Genomic DNA, 22,888 nt, shown 5'->3' on the forward strand with positions numbered 1-22,888 from the left:
TCAGTCTCCCAGCGGCAGGCCATCTTCACCGCCACGGTATTCATCCAGCGCAAGCTTGATCCGGCGCAGCCGCTCCTGATTGTCTTCAGGGCTCGCCAGCGCCAGTTCAGTGGCCAGCACATCGATGGTCAGCAGCATGCCGTAACGCGCTGCGGTAGGTTTATAGATGAAATTGGTTTCAGCAATTTGCAGCGGCAGCACGACCTCGGCCAGTTGTGCCAACGGTGAGTCAGGCAGCGTGATGGCCAACACGCGGGCACCATAGCTGCGGGCCAGGGTCACGGCGTCGAGCAGTTCCGGTGTACGCCCGCTGAGCGAGCAGACAATCAGGCTGTGTTGCGGGCCAAGCGTAGCGGCGACCATGCGCATCATCACCGGGTCGCGGCAGGCGGCCACCGGGTAACCCAGGCGCACCAGCCGGGTTTGCAGTTCCTCGCTGCACAGGCTGGAGCAACCGCCCATGCCGAATGTGTGAATCATGCGTGCGTCGGCGACACAGGCGATGGCGGCGGCAAAGCGTGTTGCATCGAAGCCTGCCAAGTGCTGGCGCAGGGTCGCTTCGATGTCGTCGACGATCCGGGTGAAAAACGCCGACTGCTCCGGCGCCGGTTCAGGATGAAGGAAGCGGCTGCCGACGCCGCTGGCCTGGGCCAGTTGCAGGCGCAAATCGCGCAGATCCCGACAACCGATGCTGCGTGCGAAGCGTGACAGCGTCGCACTGCTGACCTCGGCGCGGCTGGCCAGCTCATCCAGACTGGCACTGGCCGCGAAGGCGATATCGCTGAGCAACAGCCTGGCGATTCGTCCCTCTCCCGCGCTGAGGGAATCCTGACGGGCACGTATCTGGTACAGAATGTCCACTCAAAGCACCTGCGCCAGGCCCAGCGTCAGGGCAAAAGCGACGACAGAAATCAGCGTCTCCAAGACCGTCCAGGTCTTGAACGTTTGCGCGACGGTCATGTTGAAATACTCCTTGATAAGCCAGAAACCACCGTCGTTGACGTGGGAAAAGATCACCGAGCCTGCGCCCGTCGCCAGCACCAGCAATTCGGGGTGCGGGTAACCCAGCCCCAGCGCGACAGGCGCAACAATGCCCGACGCCGTGGTCATCGCCACCGTCGCCGAGCCCGTTGCAACGCGCATCAGTGCCGCAAACAACCAGCCCATCAGCAGGGGTGAGAGATGAAAGTCCTGCGCCAGACCAACAATCTCGTTGGTCACGCCGCTGTCGACCAGAATACGGTTCAAACCGCCACCGGCACCGACCAGCAACGTGATGCTGGCGGTCGGTGCCAGGCACTCATTGGTGAATTTCAGGATCGAGTCGCGGTTGAAACCCTGAGCGATGCCCAGCGTCCAGAAACTCAACAGGGTGGCCAGCAGCAGGGCGATCACCGAGTTGCCGATGAACAGCAAAAAGCCATTGAACGCACTGCCCGGTGTGCTGATCAGGTTGGCCCAGCCACCCAGCAGCATCAGCACCACCGGCAGCAGAATCGTGGCCATGGTCAGGCCGAAGCTGGGCAGCTTCTGGCGTGGTTCGCGGTCGAGAAACTGCTTGGCCAGCGGGTTTTCAGCTGGCAAGTGGATGCGCGGCACAATGAATTTGGCATACACCGGACCGGCGATGATCGCCGTGGGGATGCCGATCAGGATGGCGTAGAAGAGCGTTTGCCCCACCGACGCCTGATACGCCTGCACCGCGAGCATCGCAGCAGGGTGTGGCGGCACCAGCGCATGCACCACCGAGAGACCGGCGACCATCGGCAGGCCGACCATCAGAATCGACACCCCGACACGCCGGGCCACGGTAAAGGCAATCGGCACCAGCAGAACGAAGCCGACTTCGAAGAACAGTGGCAAGCCCACCAGAAACGCAATGCAGACCATGGCCCAGTGCGCGTTACGTTCGCCAAAGCGGTCGATCAGAGTGCGCGCCACCTGCTCGGCGCCGCCAGACTCGGCCATCATCTTGCCAAGCATGGTGCCCAGCGCCACGACCAGCGCGATATGCCCCAGCGTCTTGCCAACCCCCGCTTCATAGGAGGCGACCACGCCACTGGCCGGCATTCCCGCGACCAGGGCCAGACCGACCGAAACAAGCGTAATGACGATAAACGGATTGAGGCGGTAACGCGCGATCAGCACGATCAAGGCGATGATGGCGACAGCGGCGTAGACCAACAGCGAAATACCGGGAGACGGCGACATAGCGGCGGTTCCTTGCAGAATGGGTAGGCGAGAGCGCAATACCGACAGCTGAAGCCGTCAGCCTGAAGGCGACTCGGGGGTACTCGGCAGGGATGACGCAATAAGGTGGAGCAGGGGCGTTTCAGGGCGATCACAGGTATTCATTGTTTTTATCTCTGCTTTCGTGATGAAAATAAATTACACGAAAACGAAATATAAACAAATATATGAAAATAAATTTCTTGGAAGGGGTTAGGTGGCTGATGGGAGTGCCATTGCGTCCCCCCCATCCGCCTGCGTCTGCCGGGTGACTAAACCTTCGCCCCCAGCGGCTGCAACCTTGCCAGCCGCAGCGCTACCCCGAGGGCGATCAGCAGCAACACGCCGATAAACAGCCCGATGCCGTTCCATCCCGCGTAGTGCCAGAACACGCCGCCGCCGGTTCCGGCTACGCTCGAGCCTGCGTAGTAACAGAACAGGTACAGGGACGCGGCCTGGCCTCTGGCGGTGGTGGCCCTGCGTCCGACCCAGCTGCTGGCCACCGAATGTGCGCCGAAGAAGCCGAAAGTGAAGATCAGTACGCCGACGATCACCAGCGGCAGCGGGGTGAACAGGGTCAGCAGCAGGCCGGCCAGCATCATCACGATCACGGCCCAGAGCACCTGTCGGCGGCCAAGGCGGTCAGCCAGCGAGCCGATCTTTGCCGAGCTGTAGATGCCCGACAGGTACACCACGGAAAACACCCCGACCACGGCCTGGCTCAGGTTGTAGGGTGCGCTCAGAAAGCGGTAGGCGATGTAGTTGAACAGCGTGACGAATGCGCCCATCAGCAGAAAGCCGGTCAGAAACAACAGCGGCAAGCCTGCATCGCGAAACTGCACCACAAACCCGTCGAGCAGACTGCGAGGGTGCAGCGAGCGCGGGCGGAAGTTGCGCGAGGCCGGCAGGATCCTCCAGAACACCGCTGCGGCGATCAGCGCCAGCCCGCCAACTACCAGCATTGCCGCATGCCAGCTGACATAGTCGATCATCACCCCGACGATCAGCCTTCCGCTCATACCACCGACGGCGCTGCCGCCGATATACAGCCCCATCGCCAGACCCAGATGGGTGGGGTGGATCTCCTCGCTCAGGTAGGTCATCGCCACTGCGGCCAGGCCGCTCAGTGACAGGCCTACCAGGGCGCGGGTAATCAGTACGCCCTCCCAACTGGGCATCAAGGCGCTGGCGATGGTGAACAGCGACGCACAGAACAGCGCCATGACCATCACCGGCTTGCGCCCCAGCCGATCGGATATCGGCCCGGTGATCAGCAGGCCGATGGCGAGCATTGCCGTGGCGACGGACAGGATCAGGCTGCTTTGTGCCGCCGTCAGGGAGAACTCGTTGGACAGCGTCGGCATCATCGGCTGAACGCAGTACAGCAGGGTAAAGGTCGAAAACCCGCCAGCGAACAGCGCCAGAGCAGTGCGTTTGAAAAGCGGCGTGTTCTTTTCGATGTAGGTATCGCCGGGCAGTGTCGACGACTGTACGGACGGGGTGTTCAGGTCTGGGGTGGGCGGGGCGACGGCAGGGTTCACAAAGACCTCAGGGCACGATTGAGCAGGCGATGAAAAAATCATATAGCTCGCTAATCATTCCATCCAATATATTGTTCGACCTGTTTGATAGGTAAAACGACTTAATGGAGGCCGCATGGAATTGCGTCATCTGCGTTACTTCATCGCGGTTGCCGAAGAGCTGCATTTTGGCCGCGCCGCGCAGGCGCTGGGTATTTCGCAACCGCCGCTCAGCCAGCAGATTCAGACGCTGGAGCAGGAACTGGGCACGCGCTTGTTCGAGCGCACCAACCGGCGCGTCGAGTTGAGCGAATCCGGGCGGCTGTTTCTCGACGAAGCACGGCTGGTGCTGGCGCAGGTCGACAAGGCCACTGACGTGGCGCGGCGTGCGCAATTGGGTGAGATCGGCGAGCTGAAGATCGGCTTTACCTCGTCTGCGCCGTTTACGTCGAGCATTCCGCAGGCGATTTTTGCTTTCCGCCAGGCCTACCCGGACGTGCACCTGACCCTGACCGAGATCACCAGTCAGGAAGTGGCGGCAGGTCTTGAAGACAAAACCATTCAGGTCGGCATCATGCGCCCGCTGGCATTGCCCGATTCACTGGTGGTGTTCGAATTGCTCAGTGAACCGCTGGTGGCGATCATGCGTGCCGACCATCCTCTGGCGGCAGAAAGCGAGGAGGGGATCTACATGGCAGCGTTGGCCGCCGAGCCGTTCGTGTTCTTCCCGCGCACCTACGGCAGCGGCATCTACGCGCAAGTCCTGAGCCTGGCGCGCGCCGCAGGGTTCAGCCCGCTGATCACCCAGGAAGCGGGCGAAGTGATGACCATCATCGGCCTGGTTGCAGCAGGATTGGGCGTCACCGTACTGCCTGCGTCCTACCGGCGAATGCGCATCGACGGCGTGGTCTACCGCAACGTCCTCGACCCCGGCGCAACCAGCGCGGTGTGGCTGGTGCAACGCAAGGACGAACAATCGCCCATGGCCAAGGCGTTCACCGAGCTGTTAACGCGCAATGTGGGGTGATTCAAAGGTGCTGATGATAGGACGCAGAGCGTCCAGAACGGCATGCGACGCAGAGCGCCGCACGATAGTTGAGATTCTGGCCGCAGGCCGTGGGAGCGAGCTTGCTCGCGATCTGCCGGGAACCGGCAGCAAGACCGGTGAATGCGGTGGGCCGGGCCGCTGAGCGTCCAGAACGGCATACGAAGCGGAGCGCCGCACGATAGTTGAGATTTTGGCCGCAGGCCGTGGGAGCGAGCTTGCTCGCAATCTGCCGAGAACCGGCAGCAGGACCGGTGCATGCGGTGGGCCGCTGAGCGTCCAGAACGGCATACGACGCAGAGCGCCGCACGATGGTTGAGATTCTGGCCGCAGGCCGTGGGAGCGAGCTTGCTCGCGATCTGCCGGGAACCGGCAGCAAGACCGGTGCATGCGGTGGGCCGGGCCGCTGAGCGTCCAGAACGGCATACGAAGCGGAGCGCCGCACGATAGTTGAGATTCTGGCCGCAGGCCGTGGGAGCGAGCTTGCTCGCGATCTGCCGGGAACCGGCAGCAGGACCGGTGTATGCGGTGCATCAGGCATGGCCGGGCCGCTTCTCAGCCGGTCATAACCTCCCGAACGTCCTGCGGGCAGCAGCCCTCTCTTGTAGGCATGTTGATACCTAAAGATCGGACGCAGAGCGACCAGAACTGCATTCCCACGCAGGAGGGTGGGAACGACAAGTGTGTGGACTGGAGCATGAGGAGCGGCAGGCGTCTCAGAGAACACCCTTAGCGCCAACGCCTGAAGATCAGCGAGGTGTTCACGCCGCCAAATGCGAAGTTGTTGTTCATCACGTATTCGTTGCTCATGTGCCTTGGTTCGCCGACGATGTAGTCCAGTTCACCGCACTGTGGGTCGATGTCGACCAGGTTGAGCGTATGGATATAGCGATCGCTGTTGAGCATTTCGATGCTGAACCATGACTCCAGCGCGCCGCACGCTCCCAGCGTGTGGCCGAGGAAGCTTTTCTGCGAGCTGAGCGGCATGCGCGGGCCGAACAGGCTGCTGGTGGCCAGGGTCTCGGCGATGTCGCCCTGTTCGGTGGCGGTGCCGTGGCCGTTGACGTAACCGATGGCGTCGGGCGGCAGGTTGGCGTCTTCGAGGGCCAGCTCCATCGCGCGGCGCATGGTGGCCTGCTCGGGGCGAGTGCTGTGCGCGCCGTCGGCGTTGCTGCCGAAGCCGACGATCTCGGCGTAGATGTGCGCGCCACGTGCCTGGGCATGCTCAAGCTCTTCAAGCACCAGCATGCCGCCGCCTTCGCCGATCACCAGGCCGTCGCGTCCGCTGTCGTAGGGGCGTGGCGTGCTGTGGGGCGCATCATTCTTGAGGCTGGTGGCGTACAGCGCGTCGAACACCATGGCCTCGGTCGGGCACAGCTCTTCAGCCCCGCCCGCCAGCATCAGCGGCAGACGGCCGAACTTGATCGCCTCGTAGGCATAGCCGATGCCCTGACTGCCACTGGTACAGGCGCTGGAGGTCGGAATCAGGCGTCCGGTCAGGCCGAAGAAAATGCTGATGTTGGCAGCGGTGGTGTGCGGCATCATCCGCACGTAGGAGTTGGCGTTCAGGCCCACAGCCACCGAGTTGATCAACATGTTGCCGAAAGCCTTGATCTCGTCGGTGCTGCCGGTGGACGAGCCGCAGGCCGTGCCCATGCGGCCGTCGCGAATGATCGGGTCATTCAGCAGCCCGGCGTCGATCAGGGCCTGCTCCGCAGCCGCCACGGCCAGACGGGACACGCGGCCCATGCTGCGCAGTTGCTTGCGCGTCCAGTGCCCCGGCACGACGAAATCGTCGATGGGGCCAGCCAGGCGGGTATTGAGCTCGGCAAAACGGTTCCACTCGTCCATCCGGCGAATGCCGCTGCGATTGGCCGTGAAGCTGGCATCGATAGTCGGCCAGTCGCTGCCCACCGAAGTGATGCCGGACATGCCGGTCACTACCACACGCTTCATCAACACAGTCCCCCATTGACGGCCAGAACCTGACGAGTGATGTAGCTCGCTTCGGCCGACATCAGAAAATTCACGGCCCCCGCCACTTCCTCGGGCGTGCCCATGCGTTGTGCCGGAATCATTTTCATCAGTTCGTCAACGGGCACGTTCTCGTCGAGCATGGCCGTATCGATCAGCCCCGGCGCGACGCAGTTGACGGTGATCTTGCGTTTGCCCAGTTCGATGGCCAGCGCCTTGGCGGCACCGATCAGCCCTGCCTTGGAAGCGCTGTAATTGACCTGGCCGCGATTGCCGATCAGCCCTGAAACCGAGGTGATGCAGACGATGCGCCCTGCTGCACGACGGCGAATCATCGGCATCGTCAACGGGTGCAGGACATTATAGAAACCGTCCAGGTTAGTACGCAGCACCTGATCCCAGTCATCGTCGCTCAGCGCCGGAAACGCGCCGTCGCGGGTCAGCCCGGCGTTGAGTACCACGCCGTAATAGGCGCCATGCGTCTCCACATCCTGTTCCAGAATTGCCTTGCAGGCGGCACGGTCCGAGACATCGAATTGCAGCACGCGTGCCTGACGGCCCAGCGCAACGACTTCGGCCTGCACGGCTTCGGCTTCGCTGCGGCCAGTGCGGCAATGCAGGATCAGGTCGTATCCGGCCTGCGCCAGACGCAGGGCGATGGCGCGGCCGATGCCACGGCTGGAGCCGGTGACCAGTATCGATTCAGTCATGCCGGGGCTCCTTCAGCCAGGTAGTCAGCAGTGTTGGGCGGGCAATATACATTGAGTCGGGCAAAAGCCTCGATACCCGGGCCGGTGAGGGTGCATTCGAACATGCCCATGCCGTTGTCGTCCTGCAGGGAGCGCACGGCATGGATGTGCAGTTCACTGCCCAGTGGGAAGCGTGTCACGTTGCAATCGAACTTGCGGCTGCCAAGCAGAAAACCCAGCTTGACCGCTTCGCCGTTGTTGCGCGCCTTGCAACCGGCATAGGCCGCGACGCTCTGCGCCATCAGCTCTATGCCCAGCCATGCGGGCAGGCTGCCGTCGGCTTGATTGAACAGGCCGTCGGCGCGTACGGTCAGGCAGGTTCGAATCTGTTCTTCGTCAAAGCTCAGCACCTGATCGATAAGGATCATGTCGCCGGCATGGGGGATGAGTTCGGCGAGCGGCCACTCGGTCATGGGGCATCTCCGATAATCAGGCTGATGTTGTTGCCACCGAAGGCAAACGAATTGCTCATCATGTAACGAGCGTTTTCAGGTGTCAGGCGCGAGCCTGCGTGTGTCCATTGCAGCGCAGGCAGCAGTGGATCGGCCTCGCTGTCCCACAGGTGCGGGGGCAGGGCCCGTTCGGCATTCTGCGGTGCCAGGCTCAGCCAGCAAAACGCCGCTTCCAGCGCGCCCGCTGCGCCCAGGGTGTGGCCGCTGAGCGGTTTGGTCGAGGAGCAGGGCACGCCGTTCGGAAATACGCCCTGCACGGCCAGGCTCTCCATCGCGTCGTTGTGCGGCGTGGCGGTGCCATGCAGGTTCAGATAACTGATCTGCTCCGCCTCGAGTCGCGCATTGCGCAACGCTTGCAACATTGCATCGCGCGCACCACGGCCGGTGGGTTCGGGGGCCGAGATGTGGTGAGCGTCGCAGCTGGCACCTGCACCCAGCAGGGCAATCGAGTGCCTGCTGTCGGCTTCGCGAGTCATCAGGAACAGTGCGGCCGCCTCGCCGATATTGATCCCGTTGCGGTTGCTGGAGAACGGATTGCAGAGCTGCGGCGACATGGCCTCGAGTGCCGAGAACCCCTGCAGGGTCAGCCTGCACAGGCTGTCGACGCCGCCGCACAGCACGGCATCGCACAGGCCCATGTCCAGCGCCCGCCGCGCACTGAGCAATGCCCGCGAGCTGGAGGTGCAGGCTGTCGAGATGACGTAGGCCGGGCCGCTCAATTGCAGCCAGGCGGCGAGAAAATTTGCCGGTGCGCCCAGTTCCTGCTGCCGATAATCGTAATCGTCGGGGAAGGTCCGCTCGCGCAGCCAGACGGCCATGCTCTCGCTCGCTTCATCGATGCCCGAGGTGCTTGTGCCGATGATCACGCCAATCCGCCCGGCGCCGAAGCGGGTGATGGCCTGGCTGATGTCCTCCTCAATCTGCAGGGCGGCGGCCAGCAGCAGCTGGTTATTGCGGCTGCGATGCAAATGCACGGCCGGCGGAATGGGCGGCAGTGCGGATTTGACCGCACCGACCGGCAACGCACGTTCCGGTACCCAGCCGCTTTCGAACACCATGCCCGAGCTGTCACCTGCGAAAAGCCTGCGCGACACCTCTTCACGGCTGTCGCCCAGCGAGCAGATCACGCCCAGCGCGTTGAGATAGGCGGTCATGGCAGGCTCTCGTTGTTCAGCGGTGTGACCTTGTAGCTCAGCCTGTCCTTGAGGCGGATAGTGAATGCGTTGGCCGACTGATATTCGACCAGCCAGCGATCGTCCAGGCGTCGCTGCATGCCCTGGCGGTAAGCCGTCGGGTAGCGGCCATGCATTTCCAGGTCCGGGGTCATGGCGAACATCAGCGCAGCGAACAGCTCGCGAGCTTCGGGATTGGGCGGCAGCAAACCGTCGGCTTGCCATTTGCCGTCGATCAGCAACTGGCGCGCCTGGGGAATGCCCAGCGGGTCCATCATCGACCAGCGCAATCCGCCGTTTTCGCGCTGGATGATCAGCAGCCAGTCCTGATGCTGATCGGCCTGGCGACGCTCGATGTGCAGCTGCATCGGCAATTGCAGGGTCGGTGCGCTGGTCGGCAGCGGGGCTTGTGCCGCACAGCCGCCGAGCAGCAGGAAGGCTAAAAACAGTATGCGAATCATGATGCTTCTACTTCCAGGGGTTTGCGGGCCACGACATTGACCAGCGTTTCCTCACGTTGCCCGAACGGCCTGGGCTTTTGCAGTTTCAAGACTTCGAGCAGGCCGAAGTCCCTGGCACGGCTCCACCACAGGTAAGGGTACGAAACATTCGGTGCATCGAACTCGAAACCCTGGTCGCGGATCATCTGCAGATACTGCGCCGCGCTTTTCTGAACGTGCATCGGATGGCGGAACAGCCAGCGAATCACCCAGGTGTCGATGTACGCTTCGGTCGACTCGGCAAACAGCAGGTAGCCGCCCGGTTTGAGTACCCGGTAAAACTCGGCCAGCGCTTGTTCCTGCTCCACCAGATGATGGAAAGTCTGGTGGCAGAACAGCAAATCGACGCTGGCGTCGGGTACTGGCAGAGCTGCGCAGTCGCTGCCGATCAGCTCGACCTCTACGCCTCTGGCCCGCGCCTCTTCGCGACTCATCTCGAGGCTGTGCGGATCGGCGTCGACACCGATGAGCCTGGACGGCTGAAAAACCTTGTTCAGATGCTGGAACGAGCGGCCTTGCCCGCACCCGGCGTCGAGCAACACCGGCGCAACCGGCGGCGGGCTGGCGAACAGGCTGCGCAAGTCATCTATCGCCACGCGCAGCACGCGGTACTGCCAGATGTTGCTGCGCAGAAACCACAGGCCGAAGCGGGTTTCCTCGACATAACTGTCACTCAGGAACGGTCGACTCATGAACCACCGTCCGCGCAGATTTCCGAAAGTGTGCGCAGGCGGCGCTTGGGCTCGCTGACAAACGGATTGCGTTCGTCCCAGGCATAACCGGCCAGAATCGAGCTGATCATGCGGCGGATGTCCGGAGCGCTGCCGGGGTAGAAAATCACGCTCTGGAACGTACCGTCATACCAGCCCTCGACATAGGCACGAAAGGTGTCGACGCCACGTTTCAATGGCACCGCGAACTCGCTTTCCCAATCCACGTTTTCGCCCTGCAACTGGCGGCTCAGCACGCCAGCCGCCATGCTCGCCGAACGCATGGCGATGGTCACGCCTGACGAAAACACCGGGTCGAGGAATTCCGCCGCATTGCCCAACAGCGCAAAGCCTTTGCCGTGCAGGGTCTTGACGTTGGCCGAGTAGCCACCGATGGTTCTCGCTGGCGTATCCCAGACTGCGTTTTTCAGCACGCTGGCCAGTTGCGTTGTTTCATCGATAAAGGCGCGCAGGCAGGCATCCAGATCCTCGGGCTTGTCCTTGAAGCGTTCAGCCGAGGCGACCACGCCTATCGAACAGCGGCCTTCGCTGAACGGGATCGACCAGAACCACACATCGCTGTGCTGCGGATGGATGCTGACGAGAATCTTGCGGCGGTCGAAGGGCGGGCTTTCGATGCGGTCTTCGATATGGGTGAACACCGCCTGGCGCACCGGAAAACCCGACGGCGCTTCCAGATCCAGCAAGCGCGGCAGCACACGGCCATAGCCGCTGGCGTCGAGTACGAAGCTGGCCTGCACGCTGTATTCGCTGCCGTCCTCACGCCTCACACGCAAAACCGGCTGCGGACCATCGAAGTCGGCGCTGACGATCTCTTCCTGATAGCGGATGTCCACGCCTTGCAGCGCAGCCTGATCGGCGAGCAGTTTGTCGAACTCGCTGCGCTGCACCTGAAAGGTCGTCGGCTTGCCGTTGCTGAACGTATCGCTGAAGTCGAAATCGCTGTATTGCTCGCCACGCGCGAAAGCTGCGCCATTTTTGGGCTGGAAACCGGCGGCCTGCACGGCCTCCAGCATCCCGGCTTCTTCGACGAAGTCCAGGCAGTGGCACAGCAGGCTTTCACCGATGGAGAAGCGCGGAAACAGCTGGCGCTCGATGATCAGCACGTCATGGCCCTGGCGTTTGAGCAGGGCAGCCGCTATTGAACCGGCCGGGCCGGCACCGATGATGACGACCTGACGAATTTCCCTATCAGTGATGGGCACAGGTATTCCTTTTCGGTTGGGCGGTGGCTGGGAGTGACGACAACGCTGCAAGACTCATGCGTGTGGCCCTTCAGCATTGGCTGGCGAATGAAGCGCTTTACGCGGGCTGGCCCAGGGCGCCAGCAGGAAGCTGAACGCCAGCCCCAGACTGACCGACAGGCCGAAGTTGCTGATCGCCGGTGTGCTGGAAACGGCCAGCAGGCCGAACGACAGCCAAGTGGTGACCGCTGCCAGCAGCGTGCCCAGCAGGCTGACTGCCGCGCCGCCTATCTGCTCGCGCATCAGGATGGCGTAATCGACGCTGATCGCCGTGACCAGCAACAGGCCGAACAGGCTGAACAGAGTCAGCGGCTGACCGAGCCAGCCCAGGCTGGCGAGGCTGCACAGGGCCGCCAGCAGGGGCAGGGCGACGATGCGCAACGCACCGCCGAAGCCAAACGGAGCGATCAGCAGCAGGACGATCAGTACGCACGATGCCAGCTTCAATTCCGCTGCGCTGATCTGCGTGTGGGCAAACACCTCGTTGAGCTCACCCAGGCGGTCGACCAGTTGCACGCCCTCCAGTCCTATGGCCTGCACGCGCAGCAACGCCATGCTGTTCATGCCACGCAGGCTGACGATGCTGGCTACCTGAGCGTCGCCTTCGGCATCTTCGCTGGCGCCCAGCCAGAGCGTGCGCCACGGTTCGCTGAGCGGGCCTTGAAGCGCCTGATCAATGTCTTGCGTTGGCAGTGCCTGCAATTGCGCGAGTTCGGTTTTCAGTGCGTTGGCCGGAACGCCAAGCTGTACCAATGGCTCCCAGTGTTGCGGCAATTTGCCCAGTGCATCACGGGTCAGTTGCTGCTCGGCAGGCGAATCCAGCAACTGGTTGAGTGCCATGTAGCCCTGCAGCTTGTCCATGCTGACCAGCTGTTCGAGCCGTTGGGTCAGTTCGGACTGCCGATCCAGCAACTGCTGTTGGTCCTTGCCGCGCACCAGAAAAAACTGGCTGGTGGGCTGATAACCGGTGATCCGTGCGATGGCCTGGGCTTCATCGGTCAACGCCTGAGGTGCTGCCACCCATTGGCGGATATCGTTCTTGGTGGTCAGGTGCCAGAGTCCGCCGCCACAGAAGACCAACAGCAGCACCAGCAGGATCGGTGTGCTGATGCGCAGCAGCAAGGCGGCGCGGCAATCGAGCATCAATTGCGCCATTTTCAGCGGCCACTGGGCAGGGCTGATCTCGACTTTTGCGAGCAGCGCGGGCAGCAGGCACACCGCCGTCAGGTAGGCGCCGATCAGGCCGGCCGCCGAGAACACCGCAATTTGCGTGAGTGCCGGAAACGGCGTCCAGGCCAGCGCCAGGTAGCCGATGCAACTGGTGATCAGGCTCAGGCTCAGGCCCGGCAGGGTCAGGCGCAAGACGGGCCAGCTGCGCCAGGGTTTGAGGCTCCAGCTCTTGGACAGGTAATGCAGCGGGTAATCCACCGCCACCCCGATCAGGCTCGAGCCCAGCACCAGCGTCATGACGTGCATGCTGCCGAATATCGCAACGCAGGCCACCGCGCCGAAGAGCATGCCGACCACCACCGGCACGAATGCCAGCAGCACGCTCCAGCGGCGGAAGGCGAGTAACAGCAACAACAGGATACCGACCGTTGCGCCACCGCCGACCCAGGTGATTTCCCGGCTGGCCTGCTTCTGCCCGTCGGCAGCGTAAAGCAGCCCGCTGGCCGCGAGCAATTGACCACCCGCCTGACTGGCCTGCACCCGCGCTTGCGCCAGCAGGTCCGCGACCTGGCCGGGCAGGTGCATGTCGAAGGCATCGGTTCGGGTTCGCGAACGCAGCAGTACCCAGCTTTTACCCTCGGCGCTGGCCACCAGCGCGCCACTGGCCAGGTCCGCCTCGACCGAGCCCTGCTTCGGCAGGCCGTTCTGGATACGTCCGGTCAGCCCCAGCCAGTCATCCTGGCCAGGCACCAGGCTGAACCCGGCAAACGGGTCGAACAGCGTCTGTACGCGCTGTTCGATGAAGGTTTTCGGGTCGTCGATCAGCAGTGTGCGGTCCGCTGTCGGCAGCATGGCGATGCGCCCTTGCAGCAACTGGGTGCGCAACGCGGGCAGATCGGCCTGCAGCGACCACTGGACCTTCTCGAACAGGCCGGTCGACTGCCATTGTTCAGCCAGATTGCGTGCCAGTTCGACGGCCTTCTGCCGATCGCTGTGGCCCACCAGCACCAGCATTTCGCGGTTGAGCGGTTCCTGCATGCGCTTTTCGGCGCTCACGACCAGTTCGTCGTTATCGGTGCCCGGCACCAGCTCCATCAGGTTGGCCGACAGCGGCGAGCGGTCGTGCCACTGCCAGCCCGCGAGCGCCAATACGCCCGCCAGAATCAGCAGGAACAGTCGCGGCAACAGCCGCTCAGTCTTTGAAGTCATTACGCTGCGCATCGGTCAGGGTCGGGGCACTGCTGCTGTCGATCATTTTCAGGACCGTGCTGTCGCCCTGGGTTTCCAGCAGCTCGATACGCTGCACCAGTTCGCCACCGTCGATGTTGATCTGTTTGAACACTTGTTGCAGCAGCATCGAACGCGGCGTCAGGGTGAGGTGCCAGGCATTCGCCTCGCCCTTGAGCTGCAAGTCGAAATCCCGCTGCAGACCGCTGCTGTCGCCTTGCAAGACCGCCAGGAACAGACGGTTCTGCTCGGCGCCGGCGTTCTTGTTCGGCACCGGCTTCCAGGTGCTGACATTGCCATCGGCTTCACGACGGGCAATACCGTCGGCATTGATGCGGTAATCCTGTTTGAGCGGTGTTTCCAGCAGCCAGAGCAGCCCGAAATCCCTGGCGAGCACGAAGCGGCCCTTGCTGAGCAGCGGTTGCGGCAGGGCGCGCAGGTGTTTTTCCTGAACGAAACGACCCTGCACCACGGCAGGCTTGGCGAGCTGATCGCTCAGTTGTTGCAGATCGAACGCCTGCGCCAGAGAAGAAAGGCACAGCAGACCCAGCAGAATCAAGGTACGAAGCGGGCGGTTCATGGCGAGGCGCTCTCTATTGTGCTCTCAAGGGCAGTTTCGACGGCATCGATGAACACCTGCGGCGAGGCCAGTTGCATTTCCCGGCTCTGGCTGTCGACGGCGACCTGCACAGTGCTGGCGCGGGTCAGGCGCTCACCGGTGTGTGCATCGGTGATCAGGTAATTGATCTTCAGACGGTTCTCCCACTCCACCAGACTGGCGCGCACGTTCAGTGTCTGACCGAACACGGCGCTGCGCACATAGCGCAATTGCAGATCGATCACCGGCCAACCATAACCGGATTCGAGCATCTGCATGTAGTTATGGCCGATATGATCGAGCAGCGCGCAGCGCGCCACTTCGAGGTACTTCACGTAGTGCCCGTGCCAGACGATGTTCATCATGTCGACGTCGAAAAACGGCACGACGATTTCAGTGTCGATGTGCAGGAAACCCTTACTGCGCATGTAACCTCCTGTGGCGATCCGCGCTGATTTTACAACGCAGCACATGACCGCCGAGCGCGATCAGCTCATGAGCCTGATTCATCGGCAGACTTCCAGAATGGGTAGAAATTGAACCACTGCTGCGGCGCTTCCAGGCAATAGTGCCCAAGACGCTCGGCATAACACGTGGCCCACTGCTCGATGACCTGGGCACGGTCGCTGCGCCGCCACTCGATGGCGTCGGCGAACGGTTCGAGAATCACCCGATAGCCCTTCGCACCCTTGAGGCAGAAGAACAGGTTGACCGGGCACTTGAGCAGCCCGGCCAGCAGCCAGGGGCCTTGCGGGAAGTTGGCCGGCTGACCGAGAAAGTCGACCTGCACATTGCGCCCGCCATGCAGCGCGACGCGGTCACCGGCGATGGCCAGCCACTCGCCTTCGTCCAGACGCTGGCTTAATTGCAGCATGATGGCCGGGTCCAGCTCGCTGACCTGAATCAGGCGCAGATGGGTCGCGCCGGCTTCACCGAGCAGGCGATTGAAGCGTTCGGCATGTTTGGTGTGCACCAGCACGTTCATGGTGACCTTTTCGCCGAGTTCGGCCAGCGCTCGGCACACTTCAAGGTTGCCCAGGTGCGCACCGACCAGCATCTGTCCGCGTTGGCCACGCAGGTTCTGGCGCAGCAAGGCCTGGTCGACGATCTCGATCTGATCGATACCCAGCCTGCCGTTCCACACGTCGAGCTTGTCGAGCAAGGCATCGGCGAATGCCATGAACTGCCCGAACACCCGGCGCTGGCTGGGCCGCAGTTCGGGTTTGCCGCTCCAGTCCGCCAGGTGCTGCTGGTATTGCCAGATGCTGTGCCGGGCACGTCGGCCGAAGACAAGGAAATACAGGACGATGCCATACAGCACCGGGCTGAGCAGGCGCCGACCGAGCACCCGCATGCCCCAGGCGGTGAGTTTCATGAGCATGAAGCTGCCGCGCTCCTGATGACTGGCCCAATGCTCCTTGGGCGACTTGTCGATGCTCATGGCCGCCACCGTCGCCACAGGAGCATTGGCAGGCGTAGCAGCATGCCGAAGAACAGCTTGGCGTGCATTTTCGAAATCAGGGCGTTGTCATGAAACAGGCGGAAATGCGACAGGCCGTCCTGCGGGTAATGAACGCGGGTCGGCAGCCAGCGCATCGGCTGGCCGCGCCAGGACAGGCGCACGAGCATTTCCGAGTCGAAATCCATGCGTCTGCCGATCTGCACGCTGTCGATCAGCGCCAGGACCGGGGCCAGTGGATAGAGGCGAAAGCCGCACATGGAATCGCGAATGTGCAACGACAAGGTATTGATCCACACCCAGACGTGGGTCAGGTAGCGTGCATACAGACGGCCTTTGGGCACGCTCTCGTCAAACTGCGGATAACCGCAGATCAGCGCATCCGGATGCTGGCGCGACTGCTCCAGAAACACCGGAATATCACTCAGATCATGCTGGCCATCGGCATCGACCTGCAACGCATGGCTGAAACCCAGCCGGATCGCCTCGCGAAAGCCGGCCATTACCGCGCCGCCCTTGCCCTGATTGACCGGCAGGCGCAGCAGGTGGATAGCCTCACCCTGCGCCAACTGCTGTAACACGGCTTCGCAGGCCGGACTGCTGGCATCGTCCACCAGAATGCACGGCAACCCGGCGTTGCGCACGGCCTTGACCACGTTGGGCACGGCCAGCTCGTGGTCAAACACCGGAATGATCACGCAAGGCTTATGCATGGTCGTCCTCCAGGAGGATGCGGCCACTGGAGCAGGGCGCGTTGTCGGCGTTGCGAAAGGCGAAGTGCAGCTTGGAGCGTGTCGCATCGAAGCGCAGTGTCAGCGTGAGGCGATCACCGGGACGCACCAGTTGCTGAAATTTGAGCACCTCCATACCGGCAAATCCGCATGGCAGGTCGAGCAGTCGCTGGCCCAGGCTGATCGCCCAGTCGACTTGCACCACGCCCGGCAAAATCGGCGCCTTGGGAAAGTGGCCGCTGAAAAACGCCAGATCGGGCGGGACGCTCAATTGCAGGTGCAGCTCGCCTTCGACGTTCTGTTGCTCAAGCACTTCCGGCTGTTTCGAGCGTGGCGCCAGCAGCAGCGCCTCGACCTCTGCCTGAGGCAGCTTGCCCTGGGCGTTGAGCGGCATCTGCCGCAGCAGACGCCAGCGACGCGGCAGGGCGATGGTTTCGCAGTGCGGTTGCAGGTACTGCCGCAAGGCTTCGGTGAGCGCCCGACGGCCCTGATTGCGCAGGACCAGCAAGCCCGCGTCGCTCAGCACCAGCAGCGCGCCCAGCGAGGCACGGTTTGCCTGCACCACGCCAAGGCGCGCTTCACTCACCCACGGGTGAGCCGCGAGGGCCTGCTCGATCAGCGGCAAGGACACGCGCTTCTCTTCGAGTTTGACGATGCGGTCGAGCCTGCCCAGCAGTTCGAAGCGCCCGTCTGCACCGATCAGCGCCGCATCGGCGGTCTGCTCGACATGGCCGGGCGGCAGATAGGGCGAGCTGATGCGCAGCGCCCCTTGCGCATCCTGACTCAGCTCTACGCCGTCGAAGGCCTGCCAGCGTTGCCCGCCCTGACGCCAGGCGATGCCGCCGGTTTCCGAGCTGCCGAGAATTTCCGTCGGCCACTGACCGAGGCGTTGCTGCAGGCTCTGTGCGGCTTCGGCCGGCAATGCGCCGCCGGAAGAGAACACCCGGCGCACGGCGGCAAGACCCGGCCAGTCGAGATTGTCGCCCATGCGCTTGAGCAGCGCAGGGCTGGCGACCCAGGCGAATGACGGGTATTCACGGCTGGCGCGTTGCAGGTCTTCGGCGAACGGCAACTGACGGCGCACGAACGGGCGTGCCGCGCACAGCGGCCAGAGCAAACGAAACAGCAGCCCGTAAATATGTTGCGTCGCCACGCTGCCGATCATGCATGCCGCGCCGAGCTCCGCGCCCCACAGCTGTTCCAGCCCGCAGACTTCGTTGGCCAGTTGCCGCAGGTGTTTTTCGATCAGTTTGGGCTCGCCGCTGGAGCCGGAGGTGCACAGGCTCAGCCGGCACTGGTCGAGGTCCAGCGCTGCCGCGGGGAGAGGCGCGGCATGCAGGTCGCTCAGGTGGGTGTCACCCGGCAGGTCAGTCAGCCACAGGTCGACCTGATTCGCCCAGCGCTCGCGGGTCTGGCCCTGCAAGTCGGCGGGCAGCAACACGTGCACACCTGCGCGCCAGGCCGCGAACAACGCAATGGCCAGGTCGGCGGCATCCTCGAGGTGCACTGCAAGGCGTGTGATGCCGCGCGCGTTCAGCCCCGCAGCCACGCCGAGCGCCTGATCACGAAACTGCGCGTGGTCGAGGGTCGGGGCCAGCGTCAGCAGCCGGTCGGGCAGCGCATCGAGCAGCAGGTGTTCCAGGTTCAACCAGTTCATGCGATCCATTTCATTTGCCGCCCGCTGAGGGTGGGCGGACGATCCATTCAACAGCGAATAGCACGCCCATCAGGCCGTAGGAAATCAGGCCGGTGTACAGCGTCCACCATGACAACGGTGCCCACAGTGTCAGGATGGCTGACGTGAGGCCGTTGACGAGAAAGAACAGGCACCAAATCTGCGTGACTTTACGTGTATAGCGGATACCCGCCTCAGGCAGATCGGGACGGTTCAGGCGCGCCATCTTTTCCACGATCGGCGGGCCGTAGACCAGGCTTGAGCCGAACAGGCCGAGCATGAAGGTGCTGACCAGTACCGGGTACCAGCGCAGCATCATGTGACTGTCGAGGGCGCCGAGCACCGCGCAAAAGATCAGCGCTACAATCGCCATCGCCAGGCTGCCTTGCCTGCGCTCTCCGGTCAGGGCGCGCGCCAGCCACAGGCTGCCCAGTAGCAGCGCGAACTGCCAAGGGGCGAAATGCTCGGTCCCCCAATAGACGGCGAATGGATAGAGCACGCCGGCCAGCACCAGAATCAGGCCAATCAGCCGCTTCATTCGGCGGTGTTGACCAGTTTGTAGACGGCCTCTACCACGTCATTCACGGTCCTCACCGACTTGAACTCTTCAGCCGCAATCTTTTTGCCGGTCTTGCGTTTGATGTGATCGATCAGGTCCACGGCATCGATACTGTCGATTTCCAGGTCCTGATACAGGTTGGCTTCAAGCGTGACTCGCTCAGGCTCCAGTTCGAACAGTTCCACCATTGCGGTGCGCAGGATTTCGAAGATGTCTTCACGGGTTTGCATGTTCAATTCTCAGGCCGGTTGTCTGGCGCTGACGAAGGCCGCAAGGCTGTCGACGCTGGCGAAATGGTTACGGGTGTCCTTTGCATCGGCATCGATCCTGATGCCATAACGCTTCTGGATGGCCAGGCCCAATTCGAGCGCATCCACCGAGTCCAGTCCCAGTCCTTCGCCAAACAGCGTCATATCGTTGCCGATATCTTCCGGGGTGATGTCTTCGAGGCCCAGGGCATCGATGATCAACAATTTAATGTCCTGGTGCAGATCGCTCATCTGAGGCGAGCTCCTTGGTGAAATAGTCATGCAGGTAATCGTTGAGCTTGCGGGACGCCAGGGGCGGTGGGCCTAGCGCACTGAAGGCGGTTGGTTCTATATCGGCACCAACGCGCAAAGTGAAGTGCACGCGGCGTTGCGGAATGCGATACCAGGGCTCTGCCTTGGTCAGGGTGGTCGGCTGGACCTTGATCGTCACCGGGGTGATGACGCTTGCGCCACGCAGCGCAATGGCGGCCGCGCCGCGGTGAAAGACCGGCGGCTGGCCTGGCTGGGTGCGCGTGCCTTCCGGGAAAATGATCAGTGTCTGGCCGCTTTGCAGGCGCTCTACGGCGGCGTCGAGCATGTCCATGCTGCCGTCGTTGCTGATGTAACCGGTGGAGCGCACAGGGCCGCGGGTGAACGGGTTCTCCCACAGGCTGCGTTTGACCACGCAGTTGGCGTCACGCACCAGCCCGATCAGAAACACGACATCGATCAGTGACGGGTGGTTGGCGATGATCATCTGCCCTGGGCGACCAAGCTTTTCGGCGCCTTGCACGTCATAGGTCAGCACCCGCATGCGCGCCATGATGCGGATGAACAGCCAGAACAGGCGGCTGATGGTCCGCCGCGCGCGGCGCTGATGGCTGGCCACACTGCCAGGCAGGCAACTTAATACTGGAAAAACGAACAACCGCAGGCATAAACCGCTCAACCCGAACAGGGCAAAGCTGATGCCTGTTGCCAGCAGACGCCAGTAATAGGCGTCCCGACCTTTTTTCAGTGACTGCGTTGCCAGTTCCATAACCGGTTATTCCAAGGGTGCAGGCAGACGGATTGATCAGTGTGCAAGGCCCGCAGCAGGTTCAGGGCATGGGGCCACTGAGTGCGCTTGGTGCCTTGCGTATCGGTGTTCAGAGACAGTTGCCACTCATTCCCCGGCGTCAGCAGCAAGCCGACCGCGTAGGGAAAGGGCACGTCATCAATCCATTGGGCATAGGCTTGCGGCGGCTGTTCTTCAGTCACCACAAGCAATACTGCTTCTGCTCCCTCGGCCAGCAACGCTGCGGCCTCGAATGCTCCATACTCCAGCCCGTCGCCTGTGGCGGCCAGGGCTGTCATCTCACTTGTTTCACCGCGCATGATCGACCACAGACCAATGATGGCGTTATGCACTGAAAGGCTGAACTGGGTCGGTGAAAGCGGCTCGTTGGCGGCCAGATCACGCAGGATTTCAAAGGTCCTCGGGGTTTCTCCGTGGCGCGAGACAAACACCAGCGGGACGCGCTCCAGCCCTTCAGTCAATGGCCAGCCGACGGCAAACGCCATTCTCGCCATGCGGCCCAGGCGGCGGCGTTGCATCGCAGGAAGAAAAGACACGTCTGGCGCTGCATCACTGGTTTCCAGCAGCGTCGGATCGAGGCTCCATCGCTGCCAGTCTTCCGCGCTCGCCAGGCCCGGCGCCCAGGCTTGCCATCGTGCAATGTTGAAGGTGATCAAGGCTTCTCTTCCCGCCCCTGCGGGCTTGTTTCTCGCTACATCGATATCAGGTCGATATCAGCCTGGGTGCGGTAATTGACCGAGTGCGCGCATTATCCTGATGGGGCTCATTACTAGCAAATTTGTTACATAAAAACCGTTTACAGGCGTGTATTTTAAGGTTGAAGTCGTTTTTCTGTATGACAACCGGCCAGCAACTGTTTTGCGTTAAGCTCACCGTTGTCACATGCACTGTCTAGACTCGATTTCCTCTTACGGTCGTTATCGGCCACTCCTGCTGTTTCTTCATCTTTCAAGGAATCCAAAGCATGCGTCGCGTGGTATTCAATCAGAAGGGCGGTGTCGGCAAATCGAGCATCGCCTGCAATCTGGCTGCAGTCAGCGCTCACGAAGGCTATCGGACGTTATTGATCGATCTCGATGCCCAGGCCAACTCGACTCAGTACCTCACCGGCCTGACCGGTCAGGACATTCCGATGGGGATTGCCGAGTTCTTCAAGAACACGCTGTCCGGCTCACCGGTCGCCAAAAAGAACCACGTCGATATCTACGAAACACCGTTCGACAACCTGCACGTGATCACGGCGACTGCAGAGCTTGCTGACCTGCAGCCCAAGCTCGAGGCCAAGCACAAGATCAACAAGCTGCGCAAACTGCTCGACGAGTTGAGCGAAGATTACGAGCGTATCTATCTGGATACGCCGCCAGCACTGAATTTTTATGCGGTTTCGGCGTTGATCGCCTCTGATCGGGTGCTGATCCCTTTCGACTGCGACAGCTTCTCGCGACAGGCGCTGTATGGGTTGATGCGCGAGATCGAGGAGTTGAAAGAGGACCACAACGAAGATCTTCAGGTTGAAGGCATCATCGTCAACCAGTTCCAGCCCAGAGCCAGCCTGCCGCAGCAGATGCTCGACGAACTGATTGCCGAAGGCCTGCCGGTGCTGCCGGTCTATCTCAACGCCTCGGTAAAAATGCGCGAGTCGCATCAGGCCAACCTGCCGCTGATCCACCTCGACCCACGGCACAAACTGACGCAGCAGTTCATGGAACTGCATCACTTGCTCGAGACCAACGCCCATCCGTGATGGGCATACCTATACGGAGCCTTGGCGCTAGAGTTGAAACGCAAGTCATGTGGGAGCGGGCTTGCTCGCGAAGGGGCCGGTACAGACCCCGATAGCAGGGCGTTTAAACCAGCGCATTCGTGAGCAAGCTCACTCCCACAAAGCATGTGTATGCTGAATACGGAGCATGGGCACGAGATTCGCAACTCAACATGGCTGCGAAAGAGGCCTGAGTACTTCGGGCGTATAGCTGCCGTCTCTCAATGAGCGCGCCAGATGTTCGGCATAGAGTCGCGCTGTCGAGGCCAGTTCTTCGGGGATGGCGACGGTTGCGTCCATGTCGGCCCGGACGTGCTCCTGCGAGGTGGTCAGCGTGTTGCTGCCGGGTGCGCAGCCACACTGCACCTCATGACCCTGAGTAGCGACCGCCACAAGTTCGTCGATGTAGGTGGGGTTTCCCTGGGCGATGAAGCCAATCTGCCTGCAGGCCGGGCACCACACCGGGTCACCCATGCGCGCCACACGACGCAGTTCGATGACTTCGCTTGCCGATGCGGCCAGCACGAAGCCGCCGGTGGTAGTGAGATCGCCTTCCCTGACTATAAATGACATTGCGCTACTGCCTCTGGTTTACGGAAAACCTCAAGGCTAGGCGCAAACACGGATTCCGATAGCACCCCGAGCCCTTTAAAGACCGGTCCTACGCAATTACCAGCCGGGTGTTTCGAGCATGTTGCATGCGCGACGACGCACCCGGCGAAACGTCCGTTTCCCCATCGTTACTCCAGCCGTAATGATTCGACG

Annotated in this window: 24 protein-coding genes; 2 read left to right on the forward strand and 22 right to left on the reverse strand. The window is 62.1% G+C overall.

Annotated elements, in window-relative coordinates:
* The 3 genes from BLR16_RS14080 to BLR16_RS14090 all read right to left on the reverse strand — a co-directional run bounded on the left by BLR16_RS14080 (nucleotide 1) and on the right by BLR16_RS14090 (nucleotide 3,770).
* Nucleotides 1-861, reverse strand: coding sequence for a MurR/RpiR family transcriptional regulator (locus BLR16_RS14080; protein WP_003432135.1), 861 nt, complete (start codon nucleotides 859-861; stop codon nucleotides 1-3).
* Entirely contained in the window at nucleotides 862-2,211 is a 1,350-nt protein-coding gene (locus tag BLR16_RS14085) for a GntP family permease (protein ID WP_003366023.1), read from the reverse strand. It lies immediately after the preceding gene.
* A 290-nt stretch (nucleotides 2,212-2,501) separates the two neighbouring features.
* Nucleotides 2,502-3,770, reverse strand: coding sequence for an MFS transporter (locus BLR16_RS14090; protein WP_074806878.1), 1,269 nt, complete (start codon nucleotides 3,768-3,770; stop codon nucleotides 2,502-2,504).
* A 115-nt stretch (nucleotides 3,771-3,885) separates the two neighbouring features.
* On the opposite strand from BLR16_RS14090, the gene BLR16_RS14095 reads away from it, so the two are divergent.
* The gene (locus BLR16_RS14095; RefSeq protein WP_003316669.1) at nucleotides 3,886-4,776 is read left to right on the forward strand and encodes a LysR family transcriptional regulator; all 891 of its coding nucleotides are present in this window, start codon (nucleotides 3,886-3,888) and stop codon (nucleotides 4,774-4,776) included.
* 747 nt (nucleotides 4,777-5,523) lie between these two features.
* On the opposite strand, the gene BLR16_RS14100 is transcribed toward BLR16_RS14095, so the two are convergent.
* The 18 genes from BLR16_RS14100 to BLR16_RS14185 form a co-directional block, all read right to left on the reverse strand.
* Nucleotides 5,524-6,750: a beta-ketoacyl-ACP synthase gene (locus tag BLR16_RS14100; protein WP_058397759.1), complete on the reverse strand. Its 1,227-nt coding sequence runs from the start codon at nucleotides 6,748-6,750 to the stop codon at nucleotides 5,524-5,526.
* Nucleotides 6,750-7,478, reverse strand: coding sequence for a 3-oxoacyl-ACP reductase FabG (fabG, locus tag BLR16_RS14105; protein WP_003366033.1), 729 nt, complete (start codon nucleotides 7,476-7,478; stop codon nucleotides 6,750-6,752). The genes BLR16_RS14100 and fabG overlap by 1 nt, the downstream gene beginning before the upstream one ends.
* Entirely contained in the window at nucleotides 7,475-7,930 is a 456-nt protein-coding gene (locus BLR16_RS14110; RefSeq protein ID WP_003366036.1) for a hotdog family protein, read from the reverse strand. The genes fabG and BLR16_RS14110 overlap by 4 nt, the downstream gene beginning before the upstream one ends.
* Nucleotides 7,927-9,123 carry a beta-ketoacyl-[acyl-carrier-protein] synthase family protein gene (locus tag BLR16_RS14115; RefSeq protein WP_003366038.1) on the reverse strand — a complete coding sequence of 399 codons (1,197 nt, stop codon included), beginning with the start codon at nucleotides 9,121-9,123 and terminating at the stop codon, nucleotides 7,927-7,929. Before BLR16_RS14115 ends, BLR16_RS14110 begins: the two co-directional genes overlap by 4 nt.
* Nucleotides 9,120-9,602 (reverse strand): hypothetical protein, encoded by a 483-nt coding sequence (locus BLR16_RS14120; RefSeq protein WP_003366040.1) that lies wholly within the window; start codon nucleotides 9,600-9,602, stop codon nucleotides 9,120-9,122. Before BLR16_RS14120 ends, BLR16_RS14115 begins: the two co-directional genes overlap by 4 nt.
* Entirely contained in the window at nucleotides 9,599-10,333 is a 735-nt protein-coding gene (locus BLR16_RS14125; RefSeq protein ID WP_003432126.1) for a class I SAM-dependent methyltransferase, read from the reverse strand. The genes BLR16_RS14120 and BLR16_RS14125 overlap by 4 nt, the downstream gene beginning before the upstream one ends.
* The gene (locus BLR16_RS14130) at nucleotides 10,330-11,577 is read right to left on the reverse strand and encodes an NAD(P)/FAD-dependent oxidoreductase (RefSeq protein ID WP_074806689.1); all 1,248 of its coding nucleotides are present in this window, start codon (nucleotides 11,575-11,577) and stop codon (nucleotides 10,330-10,332) included. The genes BLR16_RS14125 and BLR16_RS14130 overlap by 4 nt, the downstream gene beginning before the upstream one ends.
* A gap of 54 nt (nucleotides 11,578-11,631) precedes the next feature.
* Nucleotides 11,632-13,995, reverse strand: coding sequence for an MMPL family transporter (locus BLR16_RS14135; protein ID WP_161437903.1), 2,364 nt, complete (start codon nucleotides 13,993-13,995; stop codon nucleotides 11,632-11,634).
* Nucleotides 13,979-14,593 carry an outer membrane lipoprotein carrier protein LolA gene (locus BLR16_RS14140; RefSeq protein WP_003432120.1) on the reverse strand — a complete coding sequence of 205 codons (615 nt, stop codon included), beginning with the start codon at nucleotides 14,591-14,593 and terminating at the stop codon, nucleotides 13,979-13,981. The genes BLR16_RS14135 and BLR16_RS14140 overlap by 17 nt, the downstream gene beginning before the upstream one ends.
* Nucleotides 14,590-15,039, reverse strand: coding sequence for an acyl-CoA thioesterase (locus BLR16_RS14145; RefSeq protein WP_003432118.1), 450 nt, complete (start codon nucleotides 15,037-15,039; stop codon nucleotides 14,590-14,592). The genes BLR16_RS14140 and BLR16_RS14145 overlap by 4 nt, the downstream gene beginning before the upstream one ends.
* Nucleotides 15,040-15,104: 65 nt before the next feature.
* Nucleotides 15,105-16,052 carry an LpxL/LpxP family acyltransferase gene (locus tag BLR16_RS14150; RefSeq protein WP_074806695.1) on the reverse strand — a complete coding sequence of 316 codons (948 nt, stop codon included), beginning with the start codon at nucleotides 16,050-16,052 and terminating at the stop codon, nucleotides 15,105-15,107.
* Nucleotides 16,049-16,783 carry a glycosyltransferase family 2 protein gene (locus BLR16_RS14155; protein WP_003366060.1) on the reverse strand — a complete coding sequence of 245 codons (735 nt, stop codon included), beginning with the start codon at nucleotides 16,781-16,783 and terminating at the stop codon, nucleotides 16,049-16,051. The genes BLR16_RS14150 and BLR16_RS14155 overlap by 4 nt, the downstream gene beginning before the upstream one ends.
* Nucleotides 16,776-18,458 carry an acyl-CoA synthetase family protein gene (locus BLR16_RS14160; RefSeq protein WP_044308757.1) on the reverse strand — a complete coding sequence of 561 codons (1,683 nt, stop codon included), beginning with the start codon at nucleotides 18,456-18,458 and terminating at the stop codon, nucleotides 16,776-16,778. The genes BLR16_RS14155 and BLR16_RS14160 overlap by 8 nt, the downstream gene beginning before the upstream one ends.
* Nucleotides 18,459-18,468: 10 nt before the next feature.
* Nucleotides 18,469-19,014: a COG4648 family protein gene (locus tag BLR16_RS14165; protein WP_003432112.1), complete on the reverse strand. Its 546-nt coding sequence runs from the start codon at nucleotides 19,012-19,014 to the stop codon at nucleotides 18,469-18,471.
* The gene (locus BLR16_RS14170; RefSeq protein ID WP_003432110.1) at nucleotides 19,011-19,265 is read right to left on the reverse strand and encodes an acyl carrier protein; all 255 of its coding nucleotides are present in this window, start codon (nucleotides 19,263-19,265) and stop codon (nucleotides 19,011-19,013) included. Before BLR16_RS14170 ends, BLR16_RS14165 begins: the two co-directional genes overlap by 4 nt.
* Before the next feature lie 9 nt (nucleotides 19,266-19,274).
* A complete protein-coding gene (locus BLR16_RS14175; protein ID WP_003316688.1) occupies nucleotides 19,275-19,535 on the reverse strand; it encodes a phosphopantetheine-binding protein in 261 nt (86 codons plus the stop codon).
* The gene (locus tag BLR16_RS14180; protein ID WP_044308707.1) at nucleotides 19,510-20,322 is read right to left on the reverse strand and encodes a lysophospholipid acyltransferase family protein; all 813 of its coding nucleotides are present in this window, start codon (nucleotides 20,320-20,322) and stop codon (nucleotides 19,510-19,512) included. The genes BLR16_RS14175 and BLR16_RS14180 overlap by 26 nt, the downstream gene beginning before the upstream one ends.
* Nucleotides 20,298-21,017 carry a beta-ketoacyl synthase chain length factor gene (locus BLR16_RS14185; protein ID WP_003366073.1) on the reverse strand — a complete coding sequence of 240 codons (720 nt, stop codon included), beginning with the start codon at nucleotides 21,015-21,017 and terminating at the stop codon, nucleotides 20,298-20,300. The genes BLR16_RS14180 and BLR16_RS14185 overlap by 25 nt, the downstream gene beginning before the upstream one ends.
* Before the next feature lie 308 nt (nucleotides 21,018-21,325).
* Here BLR16_RS14185 and BLR16_RS14190 point away from each other — a divergent pair, with 308 nt between their 5' ends.
* Nucleotides 21,326-22,105, forward strand: coding sequence for a ParA family protein (locus BLR16_RS14190; protein WP_003432106.1), 780 nt, complete (start codon nucleotides 21,326-21,328; stop codon nucleotides 22,103-22,105).
* Between the two features lie 186 nt (nucleotides 22,106-22,291).
* Here the strand turns inward: BLR16_RS14190 and BLR16_RS14195 are convergent, their stop codons facing one another.
* Nucleotides 22,292-22,696 carry a PAAR domain-containing protein gene (locus BLR16_RS14195; RefSeq protein WP_003366077.1) on the reverse strand — a complete coding sequence of 135 codons (405 nt, stop codon included), beginning with the start codon at nucleotides 22,694-22,696 and terminating at the stop codon, nucleotides 22,292-22,294.
* Nucleotides 22,697-22,888: the final 192 nt, after the last annotated feature.

Source organism: Pseudomonas sp. BS3767 (assembly GCF_900099665.1).
In the GTDB taxonomy this organism is placed as follows: Bacteria; Pseudomonadota; Gammaproteobacteria; order Pseudomonadales; family Pseudomonadaceae; genus Aquipseudomonas; species Aquipseudomonas cerasi.